This is a genomic window from Vescimonas sp. (genome assembly GCF_057856985.1).
The window spans coordinates 178155-193015 of record NZ_DBLZXX010000001.1; the positions used below are offsets into that span (position 1 = coordinate 178155).

Annotated in this window: 14 protein-coding genes and 2 pseudogenes; 15 read left to right on the top strand and 1 reads right to left on the bottom strand. The window is 64.4% G+C overall.

Translation table 11 applies throughout. The annotated features are described in order from the left end of the window. Position 1 precedes the first annotated feature (1 nt). The 15 genes and pseudogenes from ACZM22_RS00835 (at position 2) to ACZM22_RS00905 (ending at position 13787) form a co-directional block, all read left to right on the top strand. Positions 2–2206, top strand: coding sequence for a RelA/SpoT family protein (locus tag ACZM22_RS00835; RefSeq protein ID WP_489543040.1), 2205 nt, complete (start codon positions 2–4; stop codon positions 2204–2206). 22 nt (positions 2207–2228) lie between these two features. Beyond that, positions 2229–2675, top strand: coding sequence for a D-aminoacyl-tRNA deacylase (gene dtd, locus ACZM22_RS00840; protein ID WP_484423752.1), 447 nt, complete (start codon positions 2229–2231; stop codon positions 2673–2675). Between the two features lie 13 nt (positions 2676–2688). Then, positions 2689–3312 (top strand): MBL fold metallo-hydrolase, encoded by a 624-nt coding sequence (locus tag ACZM22_RS00845; protein WP_484423751.1) that lies wholly within the window; start codon positions 2689–2691, stop codon positions 3310–3312. Then, positions 3309–4787: a coproporphyrinogen dehydrogenase HemZ gene (hemZ, locus tag ACZM22_RS00850; RefSeq protein WP_489542789.1), complete on the top strand. Its 1479-nt coding sequence runs from the start codon at positions 3309–3311 to the stop codon at positions 4785–4787. The genes ACZM22_RS00845 and hemZ overlap by 4 nt, the downstream gene beginning before the upstream one ends. Positions 4788–4803: 16 nt before the next feature. Then, positions 4804–6147 (top strand): annotated as a pseudogene (locus ACZM22_RS00855) (putative polysaccharide biosynthesis protein); the annotation flags it as partial. Between the two features lie 288 nt (positions 6148–6435). Then, the gene (gene mazG / locus ACZM22_RS00860; RefSeq protein WP_484423749.1) at positions 6436–7224 is read left to right on the top strand and encodes a nucleoside triphosphate pyrophosphohydrolase; all 789 of its coding nucleotides are present in this window, start codon (positions 6436–6438) and stop codon (positions 7222–7224) included. 76 nt (positions 7225–7300) lie between these two features. Further along, positions 7301–7576, top strand: coding sequence for an HU family DNA-binding protein (locus tag ACZM22_RS00865; protein WP_482681337.1), 276 nt, complete (start codon positions 7301–7303; stop codon positions 7574–7576). 62 nt (positions 7577–7638) lie between these two features. Further along, on the top strand, positions 7639–7902 hold the full coding sequence (locus ACZM22_RS00870) for an RNA-binding S4 domain-containing protein (RefSeq protein WP_483267521.1): 264 nt from the start codon (positions 7639–7641) through the stop codon (positions 7900–7902). 58 nt (positions 7903–7960) lie between these two features. Next, on the top strand, positions 7961–8248 hold the full coding sequence (locus ACZM22_RS00875) for a YabP/YqfC family sporulation protein (protein WP_483267520.1): 288 nt from the start codon (positions 7961–7963) through the stop codon (positions 8246–8248). A gap of 1 nt (position 8249) precedes the next feature. Then, a pseudogene (yabQ, locus tag ACZM22_RS00880) lies at positions 8250–8504 on the top strand (spore cortex biosynthesis protein YabQ); the annotation flags it as partial. A 217-nt stretch (positions 8505–8721) separates the two neighbouring features. Continuing rightward, positions 8722–9018 (top strand): FtsB family cell division protein, encoded by a 297-nt coding sequence (locus tag ACZM22_RS00885; RefSeq protein ID WP_489542790.1) that lies wholly within the window; start codon positions 8722–8724, stop codon positions 9016–9018. Positions 9019–9121: 103 nt separating this feature from the next. Next, complete coding sequence (locus ACZM22_RS00890) at positions 9122–10507, top strand: radical SAM protein (RefSeq protein ID WP_489542791.1); 1386 nt, start codon at positions 9122–9124, stop codon at positions 10505–10507. After that, a complete protein-coding gene (locus ACZM22_RS00895) occupies positions 10501–11607 on the top strand; it encodes a hypothetical protein (protein ID WP_489542792.1) in 1107 nt (368 codons plus the stop codon). The genes ACZM22_RS00890 and ACZM22_RS00895 overlap by 7 nt, the downstream gene beginning before the upstream one ends. Positions 11608–11948: 341 nt before the next feature. Further along, on the top strand, positions 11949–12488 hold the full coding sequence (gene hpf, locus ACZM22_RS00900) for a ribosome hibernation-promoting factor, HPF/YfiA family (protein ID WP_483267516.1): 540 nt from the start codon (positions 11949–11951) through the stop codon (positions 12486–12488). A gap of 81 nt (positions 12489–12569) precedes the next feature. Beyond that, on the top strand, positions 12570–13787 hold the full coding sequence (locus tag ACZM22_RS00905) for an iron-containing alcohol dehydrogenase (RefSeq protein ID WP_489542793.1): 1218 nt from the start codon (positions 12570–12572) through the stop codon (positions 13785–13787). Positions 13788–13863: 76 nt separating this feature from the next. Here ACZM22_RS00905 and ACZM22_RS00910 read toward each other — a convergent pair whose 3' ends face one another. Next, positions 13864–14745 carry an HAD family hydrolase gene (locus tag ACZM22_RS00910; protein WP_484423745.1) on the bottom strand — a complete coding sequence of 294 codons (882 nt, stop codon included), beginning with the start codon at positions 14743–14745 and terminating at the stop codon, positions 13864–13866. Positions 14746–14861: the final 116 nt, after the last annotated feature.

Below are 14861 nucleotides of genomic sequence, written 5' to 3' on the forward strand. Positions count from 1 at the left end.
CATGACACCCCAGGAGATGTACGATCGCCTGATCGAAACAGTGAAATCATATAACCCGTCCGCCGGCTTCGACCAGATCCGCGCCGCCTATGAGTACGCCGCCGCCCACCACGCCGGACAGAACCGGAAGGACGGTTCGCCGTTCATCACCCACCCGCTGGCCGTGGCCCAGATCGTGGCGGAGGAGCTGCACCTGGACACGGAGTCCATCGTGGCGGCCCTGCTCCACGACACCATTGAGGACACCGACGCCACCCATGAGGAGATCAGCAAGCTGTTTTCCCCCACAGTGGCGGATCTGGTGGAGGGCGTCAGCAAGCTGACCCGCGTCCACTACACCTCCAAAGAGGAGGAGCAGATGGAGAACCTCCGCAAGATGCTGATGGCCATGGCCAAGGACATCCGCGTGATCCTCATCAAGATCTCCGACCGTCTCCACAACATGCGTACCATGGAGTACCAGACGCCGGAGAAGCAGAAGCAGAAATCCTTCGAGACCATGGAAATTTACGCCCCCATCGCCCACCGTCTGGGTATGCAGCGCATGAAGTGGGAGCTGGAGGACCTGTCTCTGAAATATCTGGACCCCGTGGGCTACCGGGAGATCATCGAGGCACTGGACGAGAAGGCGGCGGAGTACGACGGCTTCATGTCCGCCATCCACGACCAGATCACCACCCGCCTGCGGGAGGCCGGCATCGACGCCACGGTGCAGGCCCGCATGAAGCACCCCTACTCCATCTACCGCAAGATGTACACCCAGAACAAGTCGCTGGACGACGTGTTCGACCTGTTCGCTTTCCGCGTCATCGTGGACACTGTGGCGGACTGCTATAACGTTCTGGGCCTGATACACGACCTGTATAAGCCCATCCTGGGCCGTTTCAAGGACTATATCGGAACCCCCAAGCCCAACATGTACCAGAGTCTGCACACCACGGTGGTGGGCGAGAGCGGCATCCCCTTCGAGGTACAGATCCGCACCAGGGAGATGCATGAGGTGGCCGAGTACGGCGTGGCCGCCCACTGGAAGTACAAGCAGAACGGCCAGGGCGCCGGTGACGAGCGCAGCTACGAATGGGTGCGCCGCCTGCTGGAGAATCAGGAGGGCACCGATGCCGAGGACTTTATCCACTCCCTGAAGGTGGACATGTTCGCCGATGAGGTGTTTGTGTTCACCCCCAACGGCGATGTCATCAACCTGCCCGCCGGCGCCACGCCCATCGACTTTGCCTACACCATCCACTCCGCCGTGGGCAACCACATGACCGGCGCCAAGGTCAACGGCCGCATCGTCCAGTTCGATTACCACCTGCGCAACGGCGATGTGGTGGAGGTCATGACCAGCAAATCCGCCCACGGTCCCAGCCGCGACTGGGTGAAGATCGCCCGCTCCAGCAACGCCCGCAGCAAGATACGCCAGTGGTTCAAGCGGGAGAAGCGGGATGAGAACATCGTCAACGGCCGCCAGAGCTTCGAGTCGGAGCTGAAGCGCACCGGTGTGACGCTGAAGGAGCTGACCAACGAGGAAAACCTGTCCAATGTCCTGAAAAAACTGAGCTACAACAGCCTGGACGATATGTACGCCGCCATCGGCTACGGCGGCATCTCCGCCCTGAAGGTCATGGGCCGCCTGCGGGAGGATATCCAGCGTATCCTCCACCAGCACCAGACAGAGCGTCAGGCCGAGGTGCCCGTAGCGGATCAGCCCCAGCAGACCCGCCCCGCTGTGCCTCAGCACGCCAAGGGAGAGCAGGGCATCGTGGTGGAGGGCCTTACCAACTGTCTGGTGAAGTTCTCCAAATGCTGCACCCCCGTGCCCGGGGACGACATCGTGGGCTTCATTACCCGCGGCTATGGCATCTCCGTCCACCGGGCGGACTGCCCCAACGCCGACCCCGCCCGCCGCAAGCCGGAGGAGGCCGGCCGCTGGATCAAAGTCTCCTGGGGCGGCAACACCCGGGAGAGCTACCGTACCACGCTGGAGGTGGTGGCCAAGGACCGCCTGAACCTGATCGTGGACATCTCCACGGTGCTGTCCAGCACCAAGACCCACGTCTCCTCCATGAACGCCCGCAGCACGCCGGACGGCTTTGCCCTCATCACGCTGGACACGGACGTGTCCGACAGCCAGCAGCTGCAAACGGTCATGCGGAGGATCGAGCAGATCTCCGGCGTCATGCGGGTCACCCGCCCCGCCGGTTAAACCAGAAAAAGGAGCATATGCCATGAGAGCAGTATTGACCCGCGTGAAGCACGCATCCGTCACTATCGACGGCAAGGTACACGGCCAGATCGGAGAGGGCTTCCTCATCCTGCTGGGCGTGACCCATGAGGACACCGAGGCCCAGGCCGTCAAGCTGGCGGACAAGCTCACCGGGCTCCGCATTTTTGAGGACGAAAACGGTAAGATGAACCGCAGTCTGGAGGACGTGAAGGGCCAGCTGCTCATCGTCTCCCAGTTCACGCTGTACGGCAGCTGCAAAAAGGGCCGCCGTCCCGAGTTCCTGTCCGCCGCACGGCCGGAGGTGGCCATCCCCCTGTACGAGAAGTTCGTCCAGCTCTGCCGGGACAAGGGCTTCCACACCGAGACCGGCGAGTTCGGCGCCTATATGCAGGTGGAGAGCCTCAACGACGGGCCGGTGACGCTGGTGGTGGACACCGATCAGCTGTAAGAAAGGAAGCGCCATGAAGATCACATCCATTCAGGTCGGCCCCATCATGACCAACTGCTACCTGCTGTGCGATGAGACAGCCGGCGTCTGCGCCCTCATCGACCCCGGCGACGACGCCGCCCGGGTGGCCCGTCTGGTAGAGCAGAGCGGCTGCACCCTGCAATATATCCTTCTGACCCACGGCCACTTTGACCACACCTCCGCTGTCCGCCCTCTGCTGGAGCAGTACCCGGACGTGCCGGTATATATCCACGAAAAGGACGCCGTGGATACGGAGCGCGGCGAGCTGCTGTTCCGCAAGGTGGGGCCGGAGAACCAGCGCTACTATAAGGAGGGCGACACCCTGCCGCTGGGCGGGCTGACTCTCCGCGTGCTGGAAACGCCGGGTCACTCCGAGGGCTCCGTCTGCCTGCTGGTGGAGGGGCAGGGCGTGCTGTTCGCCGGCGATACCCTGTTCCGCTGCTCCTGCGGCCGGTGCGATTTCCCCGGCGGCGACTACCGGAAGATGCTGGCCTCTCTGGGCCGCCTGGCGGCACTGGAGGGGAACCTGCGGGTGCTTCCGGGTCACGACATGGAGACTACGCTGGACTACGAGCGCCGCGTCAACCCCTACATGCGGCAGGGGTCGGCGCGATGAAGCTGATCTTCCGCGGCCATGACGACCGCTATGCCATTGAGCAGAGCCTGCTGGCCTTCTTCCCCGAGGAGCGCCCCGTCTACGAGACAGCGGAGACGGGGGAGGACGACTGCGCTTATGTCTCCCTGACGGAGGGCAAGCGCTATGCCACCGGCGTTACCAGCATTCATTATCATGGCAAAACGGCGCGGGGCGTCTCCCGCGCTGTTCTTACGGATGCCCCCGACGAGTACGAGCGGGAGCGTCTGCGTCAGCGCGCCCTGAAGCTGTCGTTCTTCAAGGCGGCGCGGGACATCACCGGCGTTACCCCCAGCTGGGGCGCCCTCACCGGCATCCGTCCGGGCAAGCTGGCCCGCGCTATGCTGGAGCAGGGCAAAACGGAGCGCGAAACGGACCGCGTCCTGCGTGACACCTACTTCGTCTCACCGGAGCGCCGCCGCCTGGCCATCGAGACGGCCCGGGCCGGCCTGAAGGCCAAACGCGACCTGCGCCCCGATGAGATCTCCCTGTACGTGGGCATCCCGTTCTGCCCCACCCGCTGCGCCTACTGCAGCTTCGTGTCCGCATCGGTGGAGAAGTCCTTCGGCCTGATGGAGCCCTATCTGGCATCGCTGGAGCAGGAGATCACCGACGCTGCCCGCATGGTGGCGGAGACGGGCCTGCGCATCAAGTCCTTCTATATGGGCGGCGGCACGCCCACCACCCTGTCGGCCCGGCAGATGGATCACCTGCTGACCCATCTGAACCGCAGCTTTGACCTCACCGACTGCGCGGAGTACTGCATCGAGGCGGGCCGCCCCGACACCATCACACGGGAGAAGCTGCAGGTCCTGCTGGACCACGGCGCGGACCGCATCAGCGTCAACCCCCAGTCCATGGAGGACGAGGTGCTGCGGGCCATCGGCCGCAAGCACACGGCGGCGGACATCGAGGCGACCATGGCGCTTGCTGCCTCCATGGGGTTCCCCCATGTGAACATGGACCTCATCGCCGGCCTGCCTGCCGACACGCCGGAGGGCTTCCGCCGCACGCTGGACAAGTGCCTGACCTTCGGCGCGGACAACATCACCGTCCACACCCTCAGCCTGAAGAAGGGCAGCCGCATTCTGCTGGAGGGCCTGCCCATCCCATCGGCGCAGGACGTGTCCGCCATGCTGGACTACGCCAACGAAGCCCTGCGCGCCGCGAGTTTTACTCCCTACTACCTCTACCGTCAGAAGTATATGTCCGGCAGCTTCGAGAACGTAGGCTGGTGCATATCCGGCGCGGAGGGACTGTATAATATCTACATCATGGAGGAGCTGCACAGCATCCTGTCTCTGGGCGCCGGCGGCTCCACGAAGATGGTGGACCCCGTACACGACCGTATCGAGCGGGTCTTTCACCCCAAGTTTCCCACGGAGTACATCGCCCGCCCCGAGAAGATCCGGCAGGATCTGGAGACGTTCCGCCGGTTCCACGAGGCCATGAAATAGCAGACGGGAGGCGCCTATGGCCCAGCGACGGCACAACTTCATCAGCGGCGCCGCCGTGCTGGCCCTTGCCGTGGCCGTTACCAAGGTGCTGGGCGCGCTCTACAAGATCCCGCTGGGCAACCTGCTGGACAAGGAGGGCATGGCCCATTTCTATGCGGCCTATAACATCTATAACCTGCTGCTGGTGCTGTCCACGGCGGGATTGCCGCTGGCGCTGTCCCGGTTGGTATCCCGCGCAGCGGCGCAGGGCAGACGCAACGCCCAGCGCTGTATTTTCCGGACGGCGCTGGCGCTGCTGGCCGTCATCGGCGCGGTGTGCAGCGCCGTCATGTGCCTGTTTCCGCAGGTACTCAGCGGCCTGCTCCACGACTCACTGGCCGCGCCGGCCATCCGCACGCTGGGACCGGCCGTGCTGTTCGTCTGCCTGACCTCCGCCATCCGGGGGTATACGCAGGGCTTGGGCGACATGACGCCCACCGCCGTCAGCCAGATGACGGAGTCCGCCGGCAAGCTGGTCATCGGCCTCGCCCTGTGCCTGGTGCTGCTGCACCGGGGGGCGGACTCGTCCCTGTGCGCCGCCGGCGCCATCGCCGGCGTCACCGCAGGGTCCCTGCTGTCTCTGACGGTGCTGACCGTGTTCCTGCTGCGCCGCCGTGACCGCGCCGCCGTGGACGTACCGCCTGCGCGGAGCGCCGTGCTCCGTGAACTGCTGACTGCCGGCATCCCCATCACGCTGGGCGCGGCGGGCATGAGCCTCATCACCCTGCTGGATCAGGCGCTGGTGATGTCCACCCTGCAGAATACTCTGGGCTATACGGAAGCCGCCGCCACTGCGCTGTACGGCGAGTACACCTTCGGCATGACGCTGTTCGCTCTGCCGCCGTCCTTCATCTATCCCGTCACCGTCAGTCTGGTGCCGGACATCTCCGCCGCACTGGCCCGGGGCGACCGCCCCGCTGCGGGGCGCAGCGCCGCCGCGGCCCTGAAGCTCACCACCCTCATCGCCCTGCCTACCGGCGCGGGCCTGTCCGTGTTGGCGGGGCCCATCCTGCGCCTGCTGTACCCTGCGGTGCCTGACACCGCCGCAGCCGCCGCCTATCACCTGACCATTCTGGGCATCGCCTGCATTTTCGTGTGCCTGATGGTGGCCACCAACGGCGTCCTCCAGGCCTACGGCAAAGAGTACATCCCCGTCGTCACCCTGCTGTGCGGCGGTATCCTGAAGATCATCACCAACTACCTGATGGTGGGCGACCCCGCCACCAACGTCCGCGGCGCACCGGTGAGCACGCTCTACTGCTACGGGCTTATCGTGGTGCTGAACCTCATCGCCATCGCCCGCTGCGTGCCGGAGCGGCCCTCCTACCTCCGCCTGTTTGCCAGACCGGTTCTCATCACGGCGGTGATGGCACTGGCCGCCCGCTCGTCCTACGGCCTGCTGGCCCGCAGCCTGCCGGAGCGCTGGGCCGTATTGCCCGCCATTGCCGTGGCGGTGGTGGTCTACGGCGTGCTGGTGCTGGCGCTGGGCGCCGTGACGCGGCAGGACGTGTTGGACCTGCCGAAAGGTGAAAAAATTGCCCGAATGCTGCACTTACACTGAACTTTTCGGCGCATCACCACGAAAACCTCTTGCAATAGGAGCGCAAATATGATAAATTTTACAAGGAAACCGCACTATGACTATGCGGACCTGCTGGAGATCATCCGGCTTCTCCGCTCGGAGGATGGCTGCCCCTGGGACAAGGCGCAGACGCACAAGTCCATCCGCCGCGGCCTCCTGGAGGAGGCGTACGAGGCCGCCGAGGCCATCGACAACGACGACCCCGTGCTTCTCAAGGAGGAGCTGGGCGACGTGCTGATGCAGGTGGTGTTCCACGCGGACATCGAGTCCGACGCGGGCCGCTTCACCATGGACGACGTGTGCGACGGCGTGGTGAAAAAGCTGCTGTTCCGCCACCCCCATGTGTTTGGGGACGGGCACGAGGACTCGCCGGAGTCCGTACTGGTCAGCTGGGAGCAGCTGAAGCGCCGGGAAAAGGGCCAGAACACTGTGGCCGACAGTATGGACAGCGTGGCCCGCAGCCTGCCGTCCCTATGGCGGGCTGAAAAGCTGCAGAAGAAGGCGGCCGCCGCCGGCTTTGAGTGGCCGGATGTACAGGGCGCGCTGGACAAGCTGGAGGAGGAAGTGGCCGAGCTGCGCCGCGCCGTGGAGAATGGCGGCGATGTGCCGGACGAGCTGGGCGACGTACTGTTCGCCGCCGTGAAGGTGGGCCGCTTCTGCGGATGCGACCCCGAGGACGCAGTCAACGGCACCTGCGAAAAATTCATCCATCGTTTCCGCGCCGTGGAAGAGGGCGCGGCGGTCCGGGGGAGGGAGGTCTCCCAGCTGTCGCTGGAGGAGATGACCGCCCTGTGGGACGAAGCCAAACGTTCTTAATGCGATCTTGATCGTTTTGAGATACACCGCCCGCCGGGACGGTGTCAACAAATGAAAAATTTTGGGAGGAACTATCATGAATAAGACTGAACTGATCGCCGCTGTGGCGGAGAAGACCGGTCTGTCCAAGAAGGACACCGAGGCCGCCGTCAACGCTACCCTGCTGACCATCACCGAGACCCTGAAGGCCGAGGAGAAGGTACAGCTGGTGGGCTTTGGCTCCTTTGAGACCAAGAAGCGCGCCGCCCGTACCGGCCTGAACCCCCGCACCAAGGAGACGGTGGAGATCCCCGCTTCCAAGGTCCCCGCTTTCAAGGCCGGCAAGGCCCTGAAGGACGCCGTGGCCGAGTAAGTTTGGTTTCACAGGAGCCGGCGTGACGCGCCGGCTCCTTTTTCATCGCGAAGGAGGACCATATGCGTCTGGATAAATATCTGAAGGTATCCCGCCTCATCAAGCGCCGCACTGTGGCCAACGAGGCCTGCGACAACGAGCGCGTCACCGTCAACGGACGGGTGCAGCGTGCGTCCTACGATGTAAAGGTGGGCGACGTTATCTCCATCCGCTTCGGCCAGAAGACCCTGACGGTGGAGGTACTCAGCGTGGCGGAAAACGTGGGCAAGGACGCGGCTGCCGCCATGTACCGCGAAGCGGCGGCTCAGCCGGACAAACTGTCATAATGCAGGGCGTTCCCTCATACGATACAGTGAAAACTGTGTGGGAGGGAGCGCTTTTTCAATGTCTTACGATATGACCGACGGCGGCGTGGCCGCCTATCACCGTCTCCAGCTGGAGGGACGGGAGAAGCTGAGCGTTTCCGGCGTGGAGGACGTGGTGCGGTTCGACGAGAACTGCATCGTTACCACCACCAGCGCCGGCACGCTGATCATCACCGGCGAGGAGCTGCACATCGGCAAGCTGTCGCTGGACGGCGGCGAGATGCAGGTGGATGGCCGCATCGACGCCGTGACCTACGAGGATACGGAGGTGCGGCAGGGGTCGTTCCTGTCCCGCCTGTTCGGCTGACATGGAAAACCACGTCTCCCAGCAGCTGTCCGCCTACCTGACCGCCGCGGCGCTGGGTGCCGCCTCCGCCATGTGCTACGACCTGCTGCGCACAGTGCGGCTTCGCCGCCGCAGGAACCGCCGCCTCACCGGTGCGCTGGACGCGGTGTATATCGCCGTGCAGGGCTTGCTTCTGCTGTGGTTCGCCCTGCGCATCGGACAGGGAGAGCTGCGGCTCTACATGCTTACGGGCATGGCTCTGGGGGCTTTGCTGTACGGCCTGACGCTGCCGCCGATGCTGCGCCCTCTGTGGGATTTCTGGCTGGACGCGGCGATGCAGTGCTGCCGCCTGCTGTGCCGCCCTGCGGCGATACTGGCGTGCTGGGTGAAAAAAGCCGCCGCTTTCCTGAAAAAAACCTTTCCTTTTCACCGCGCCTGCGCTACAATAAAGAGAAAGGGACGGCTCTGCCGTCGTCAGAAAGGGGAAGGAGACCATGGCGCAGAAGAAGAAACCACGCAAAAAGCGGAACAATACCGTGCTGGTCATGGTACTGGCCGTGTTGATCCTGGTAGTGGGCGTGGAGATCATCAACGTCTACGGCCGCTTGAAGGAGGTACGGGCCCAGGAGGCGGCCCTCACCCAGCAGCTGCAGGAAAAGACCCAGGAGAACCAGGCCCTCCAGTCGGACCTGGATAAAAAGGACGATCAGGAGTTCATCAAAGCGCTGGCCCGCGACCTGTTGGGTCTGGCCGAGGAGGGCGAGCGCATCTTCTACGATGTCAACGACTGACGGCTCATCTGTATACGAAGCGCCCCGCCGGAAGGCGGGGCGTTTCTGTTGCCATTTTCCGGCCCCCGTGCTATACTGTGGCCAACGAAAGGAGTGAGGACCGATGCCTGCTTTTCTGGAGGAGCGCTACCGCCGCAAGCACCTGAGCTGCGTGCGGCACATCACGCTGGACCCCAAGGGCCACGGCGTGGTGCGCATCCATATGATCCCGCCGCGGCAGGACGCCGCCGACGCGCCGTTCCTGCTGCTGCTCAACGGCGATAAGCTGGTGCCGCTGAACTTATCCTGGGCCATTCTGCTGGCCAACTTCATGGATCGGCTGGAGCCCTTTGCCGGTCTGGAGATCAGTGAGTCCGACTGGCGCGCCATGGCCGCGTCCGCTGTGGCTGAGACCCGTAAGACCTATCCCTTCACCTCAAAGACCCGACTGGCCGGCGACCTGGAGCTGATGCTCACCTCGCTGGTAGCCATCGCCCGTGGGCAGGAGCCCGCCGTGGAGGTGGGGACCCTGTCGCTGGGGGATTATGCCGCGGAGATGACCGCGCCTCATCGCATGGATCTGATGCTCAGCGCCATGCGCCGCAGCGGCGCGTGGCACTGCAACCAGAAGTGCCTGCACTGCTACGCCGCCGGCCAGTCCCTGGCGGACGCGCCGGAGCTGTCCACCCAGCAGTGGCTGGACATCCTCCGCCGCCTGCGGGAGGCCAACATTCCCCAGGTGACGTTCACCGGCGGCGAACCCACCCTCCGCGCCGACCTGCCGGAGCTGGTGGACGCGGCCCAGTGGTTCGTCACCCGCCTGAACACCAACGGCCAGCTGCTGACGCCGGAGCTGTGCGCCAAGCTGTACGACGCCAGTCTGGACAGCGTACAGGTCACGCTTTACAGCGCCGACCCGGCCATTCACAACGCACTGGTGGGGGTCGACGGCTTCGACAAGACCGTGCAGGGCATCCGGAACGCCGTGGCGGCGGGGCTGATCGTCTCCGTGAACACGCCGCTGTGCAGCCTGAACACGGACTATGCCGCCACGCTGCGCTTTGCCGCGTCTCTGGGCGTGCGCTACGCCACCTGCTCCGGCCTGATCCCCTCCGGCAGCGCCGAGGGCGCGGAGAGCCGTGCTACCCGCCTGACGGAGCAGGAGCTCACCGCCGTGCTGCAAGGCGCCGTCTCCGTGCTGGAGGAGCTGAGCATGGAGCTGGACTTCACCAGCCCGGGCTGGCTGCCGGAGGAGACGCTGCGCGCTCTGGGCCTGCACCTGATCCCCAGCTGCGGCGCCTGCCTGAGCAACATGGCCATCGCGCCGGACGGCAGCATCATCCCCTGCCAGAGCTGGCTCAGCGCCGCGCCGCTGGGCAATATGCTCACCGACGACTGGTCCGCCGTCTGGAACAGCGACCGCTGCGCCGCCATCCGCGCGGAGAGTGCCAGAATGGATCACATCTGTCAGCTGTATACCGGCAACAGGGAGGAGGCGGTCACATGCTGAAGAAACTGCGCATCCTGCTGCTGGCCCTGCTGACGGCCCTGTGCTGCACCGTCACCGCCTGGGCGGACTACGACTACATCGACCGCTACGACGTGACCGCCGCCCCCAACGTCGATGACGGCAGCCTGACCATCACCGTCGATCTGACATGGACGGCGCTGGAGGAGCTGCCCTACGGACAGAAACTGAAGATCGGCGTGCCCAACGGCTCCGTGCGGGACGAGGAAGCCCTCACCGACAACATCGAGCGCCTGTCCTTCGACAACAGCTACATGTACGTCTACCTGGACCGCGCCTACAGACAGGGAGAGACGTTTACGTTCTCCTACCGCTGGGTGCAGGAGTACATGTATACCCTCAGCGGCAATACCGTGACTTTTGACTATACCCCGGGCTGGTTCGACGAGGCCGGGGTGGGAGAGATGACCCTGAAGTGGATCGACCCCGCGGGCCTTATCGGCGATCTCACCGCTACCGCGGACGCCGGCGGCACCGCCGCGCCCCAGACCGGCATGATGACTATCACCGCCTCCGACTTGGGCTACGGCGAAACCATGGGCGTCCACGCCGTCTACACCGACTGGCCCACCGTCCTGTCCTCGGACAACAGCGCCGTTAACGCGCCGAATGACGGCTGGTACGACGGAGACGAGGACGAGGACACAAGCATGGCTGCCATGTTCCTGACGCTGATCATCACCATTTTCATCGTTTGGGTGGTGGTGCGGATCCTCCGGGAGCTGTTCGGCGGCTACGCCGGCGGCTTCGGCACACGGTACGTGTTCGTCAACCACCTCTGGTATCCCGCGGGACCCGACGGACGTCCCCGCCCGGGCAGCAAGGGCACCAAGCGGCGTCCCCGCCCGCCCCGCAGCGGCGGCAGCGGCTTCGGCGGCGGCAGCAGGGGCGGCGGCTTCGGCGGAGGTGGCTTCGGCGGCGGAAGCCACTGCGCCTGCGCCAGCAGCTGCGCCTGCGCCAGCAGCTGCGCCTGTGCGTGTGCCTGCGCCTGCGCCGGCGGCGGACGTGCCGGCTGCTCCGCCAAGAACCTGTACGGCGCGGTAAAGCTGGACGAGACCCTTTCGGAGAAACTGGATGCCTGAGCAGGAGAGACGGCGCATGCCGTCTCTCTCTCTTTTTTTCACAAAAAAGGAGCCGCCCTGCAAGCAGAGCGGCCCAAGCGGGTGGGATATTGGAAAGCTTCCTCTATTATAGTAGCGCAAGCCCGTCCCCTTGTAAATAGGAGCTTTTGTCGGACGGGTACGACTTTTAGGGGCCGGTGTCGAATGTGTCTGAATTGCAAACGATTTGTGAAGTTTTCACAAATTCACAGAAAACGGCTTTTCAAACGTCATGCGACTTGCTATAATACGGACAAGGATAAAGGGAACCGGCTCCCCGACCCTGACCTGTGTTTACCGCACTGACGAAAGGAGCAAGAATTATGAAGTTCACATTCGCCTGCAAGAAGATCTCCCTCAACGACTCCATCAAGGAATACGCGGAAAAGAAGATCAGTAAGCTGGATAAGTATTTTCCGGAGGAGGCAGACGCCTTTGTGACCTTTGCCGTGGAGAAGAAGAACCGCTGCGTGGTGGAGCTGACCATTCGCAGCGCCAACGGCACGTTGTTCCGCGCCCAGACGGAGGACCCCGACGGCGATATGCGCGGCGCCATTGACGAGGCTGTCAGCTTCATCGACCGCCGTATCCGCAAGAACAAGACCCGCCTGGCGAAGAACCTGCGGGCCGATGCGCTGGTATCCTCCGTTCCGGCTGAGTTCGACGTGGTGGAGGACAACGACTTCGATGTCATCCGCACCAAGCGCTTTGCCGTCAAGCCCATGACCACGGACGAGGCCATCCTGCAGATGAACCTGCTGGATCACTCGTTCTATGTGTTCCGCCGCATTGACGACAACGCCATCTGCGTGGTGTACCACCGCAACAACGGCGGCTACGGCCTGATCGAGACGGTGGAGTGATAGACCATCTCCCAAGGGGGCGGCGTATGCCGCCCCCTTTTTTGCGTCCTTTCCTTGCAAAACCCGCCCCCATCTGCCATAATGGGACAAAAACGAAAGGACGTGTCCGCCCTGACCTTACTGCATCTGTGGTATCGTACCTACCAGCTGGCCTTCGGGCTGGGCGCCCGCCTGCTGCCCTGGCGCAGGCCGGAGGCCGTCACCGGTGCCGGCAGCTTCCGCCGCCTGCCGGACCTGCTGCAAAAGTACGGCGCCCGCCGCCCTCTGGTGGTGGCCAGCCGCCGCCAGTGCGCCGCCCCTGCCTTCCGGCAGGTGCTGGACCGGCTGGAGGGCTATGCCCTCTATACCGGCGTGACGCCGAACCCGCCGGTGGCCGAGGCGGAGGCCATCGCCGCCCTGTACCGCGCACAACAGTGCGACAGCTTCGTGGCCGTGGGCGGCGGCAGTCCCATGGACGCGGCCAAGGCTGCCGCCGCCCTGCTGGCCCGTCCCCACAGGACGCTGGCCCAGATGGCGGGGCTTCTGAAGGTGCGCCGCCCCATTCCGCCCTTCATTGCCGTGCCCACCACCGCCGGCACCGGCTCCGAGACCACCATTGCCGCCGTAGTCACCGGCGCGGACTACCACAAGTACGCCGTCAGCGACCTGTGCCTGATCCCCCGCTGCGCCGTGCTGGACCCGCTGCTCACCGTATCCCTGCCGCCCCACACCACCGCCGAGACGGGCATGGATGCCCTGACCCACGCGGTGGAGGCATATCTGGGCCGTTTTTACCCCACCCGTGAGACCAACCGGCTGGCGGAGCAGGCCGTTGTCACCATTTTTCAAACGTTGGAGCACGCCTGCGCCCACGGCGATGATGTGGCCGCCCGACAGGCTCTGCTCACCGCCTCCTATCAGGCGGGCTTCGCCTTCACCCGCGCCGGTGTGGGCAACGTCCACGCCATCGCACACACTCTGGGCGGCCTGTACGGCGTGGGCCACGGCCTTGCCAACGCGGTACTGCTGCCGGTGGTCCTGCGGGATTACGGTCCGGCGGCCCACCGGAAGCTGGCCCGCCTGGCGGAGCTGGTGGGCCTCACCGGCGACAGCGAGGCGGACAGAGCCAACGCCTTTATCGACGCCATCTCCGCCATGGAACGCCGCCTGGGCATTCCCACCGGTTTCACCTGCATACGGGAGCAGGACCTGCCCCGGATGGCGGCCTGGGCCGCGGCGGAGGCCAACCCCACGTACCCCGTGCCGGTGATCTACGACCGCGCCCGCTTCATCCGCGTGATCCGTCAGGTCATGCAGTGAGCCCCGCCCGCACCCCTCCAAACACAAAAAAGCGTCTGCACGCACCGCGTGCAGACGCTTTTTTCGCAGTTTTTTCTCACTCGAACAGTCCCACCTGCTCCGGCAGGTCGCCCCGCCCGATGGCCTGGAGCTGCTGGACGTTCTCGGCGGTGAGGGCATCGCTGATGGCCATCTTCCGGATGATGTTCTTCACGGTGCTGTCCAGTCCCGTGCCCTCCCGATAGTCGGCGGGGAAGATGAAGTCCACCCGCCCCTTGCTCAGCAGGTCCTCCACACCGACGCGGTTGCCGGCTTGATACACGGCGATAGCCTGCCCGCCGTAGGCCCGCATCATCTTCATGCACGGCACGTCGGACAATCCGTCGCCCACGTAGATCATGTTGGTGAAGGGGATACGCTTGCTGTCGTCGGGCATGGAGTCGTTCAGCGTCTTGTCGTCGGACACATCCAGAACGCCCTTGTTGATGCGGTAGACGAACTGGGTCTTGTTGGTAAAGTTGACATCCAGCTTGGGCCATGCCGCCAGTCCCTCCGCGTTGTAGAAGAACTCACAGGCGTAGATCTCGCGGAATTCATGGGCGATGCCGCTGCCCTCGATGATCTCCCGCAGGCCGGATGAGATGACATAGTGCTCGATGGTGACGCCCTGTTCCTCGCCGAAGGCATTGATGCGCCCAAACCACTCCCGCACGCCGGGGAACAGCTCCATGCTGTGGCCGCACTGCACCAGAAAATCGCGGTCCAGCCGTTTCCCCTGGGCGCGGCACTCCGCGATCATGGTGTACATATAAGCCAGGAGGCCGTCCATCCGGTTGTCCCGTCCGAAGGTGTTGGCCTTGTCCCAGAACTGGGCGGGGGTGTACCCCAGCGCGGGGATAAAGGCGTAGTCCTCCATATCGGTGGTACACAGCGTCTTGTCGAAATCGTACAGCAGCGCGATGATAGGCTTGTCCGTCATCTGCTCTCCTCCTTGTTTGTCCGTGCGGCCCCGCCGGAGCCGCCATTCTTCGTTGCCGGGGCCATAGTCCTCTGCCCGCCGGAATCGTGGCTGCCCGCCCTCGCCAGCGCCGCACC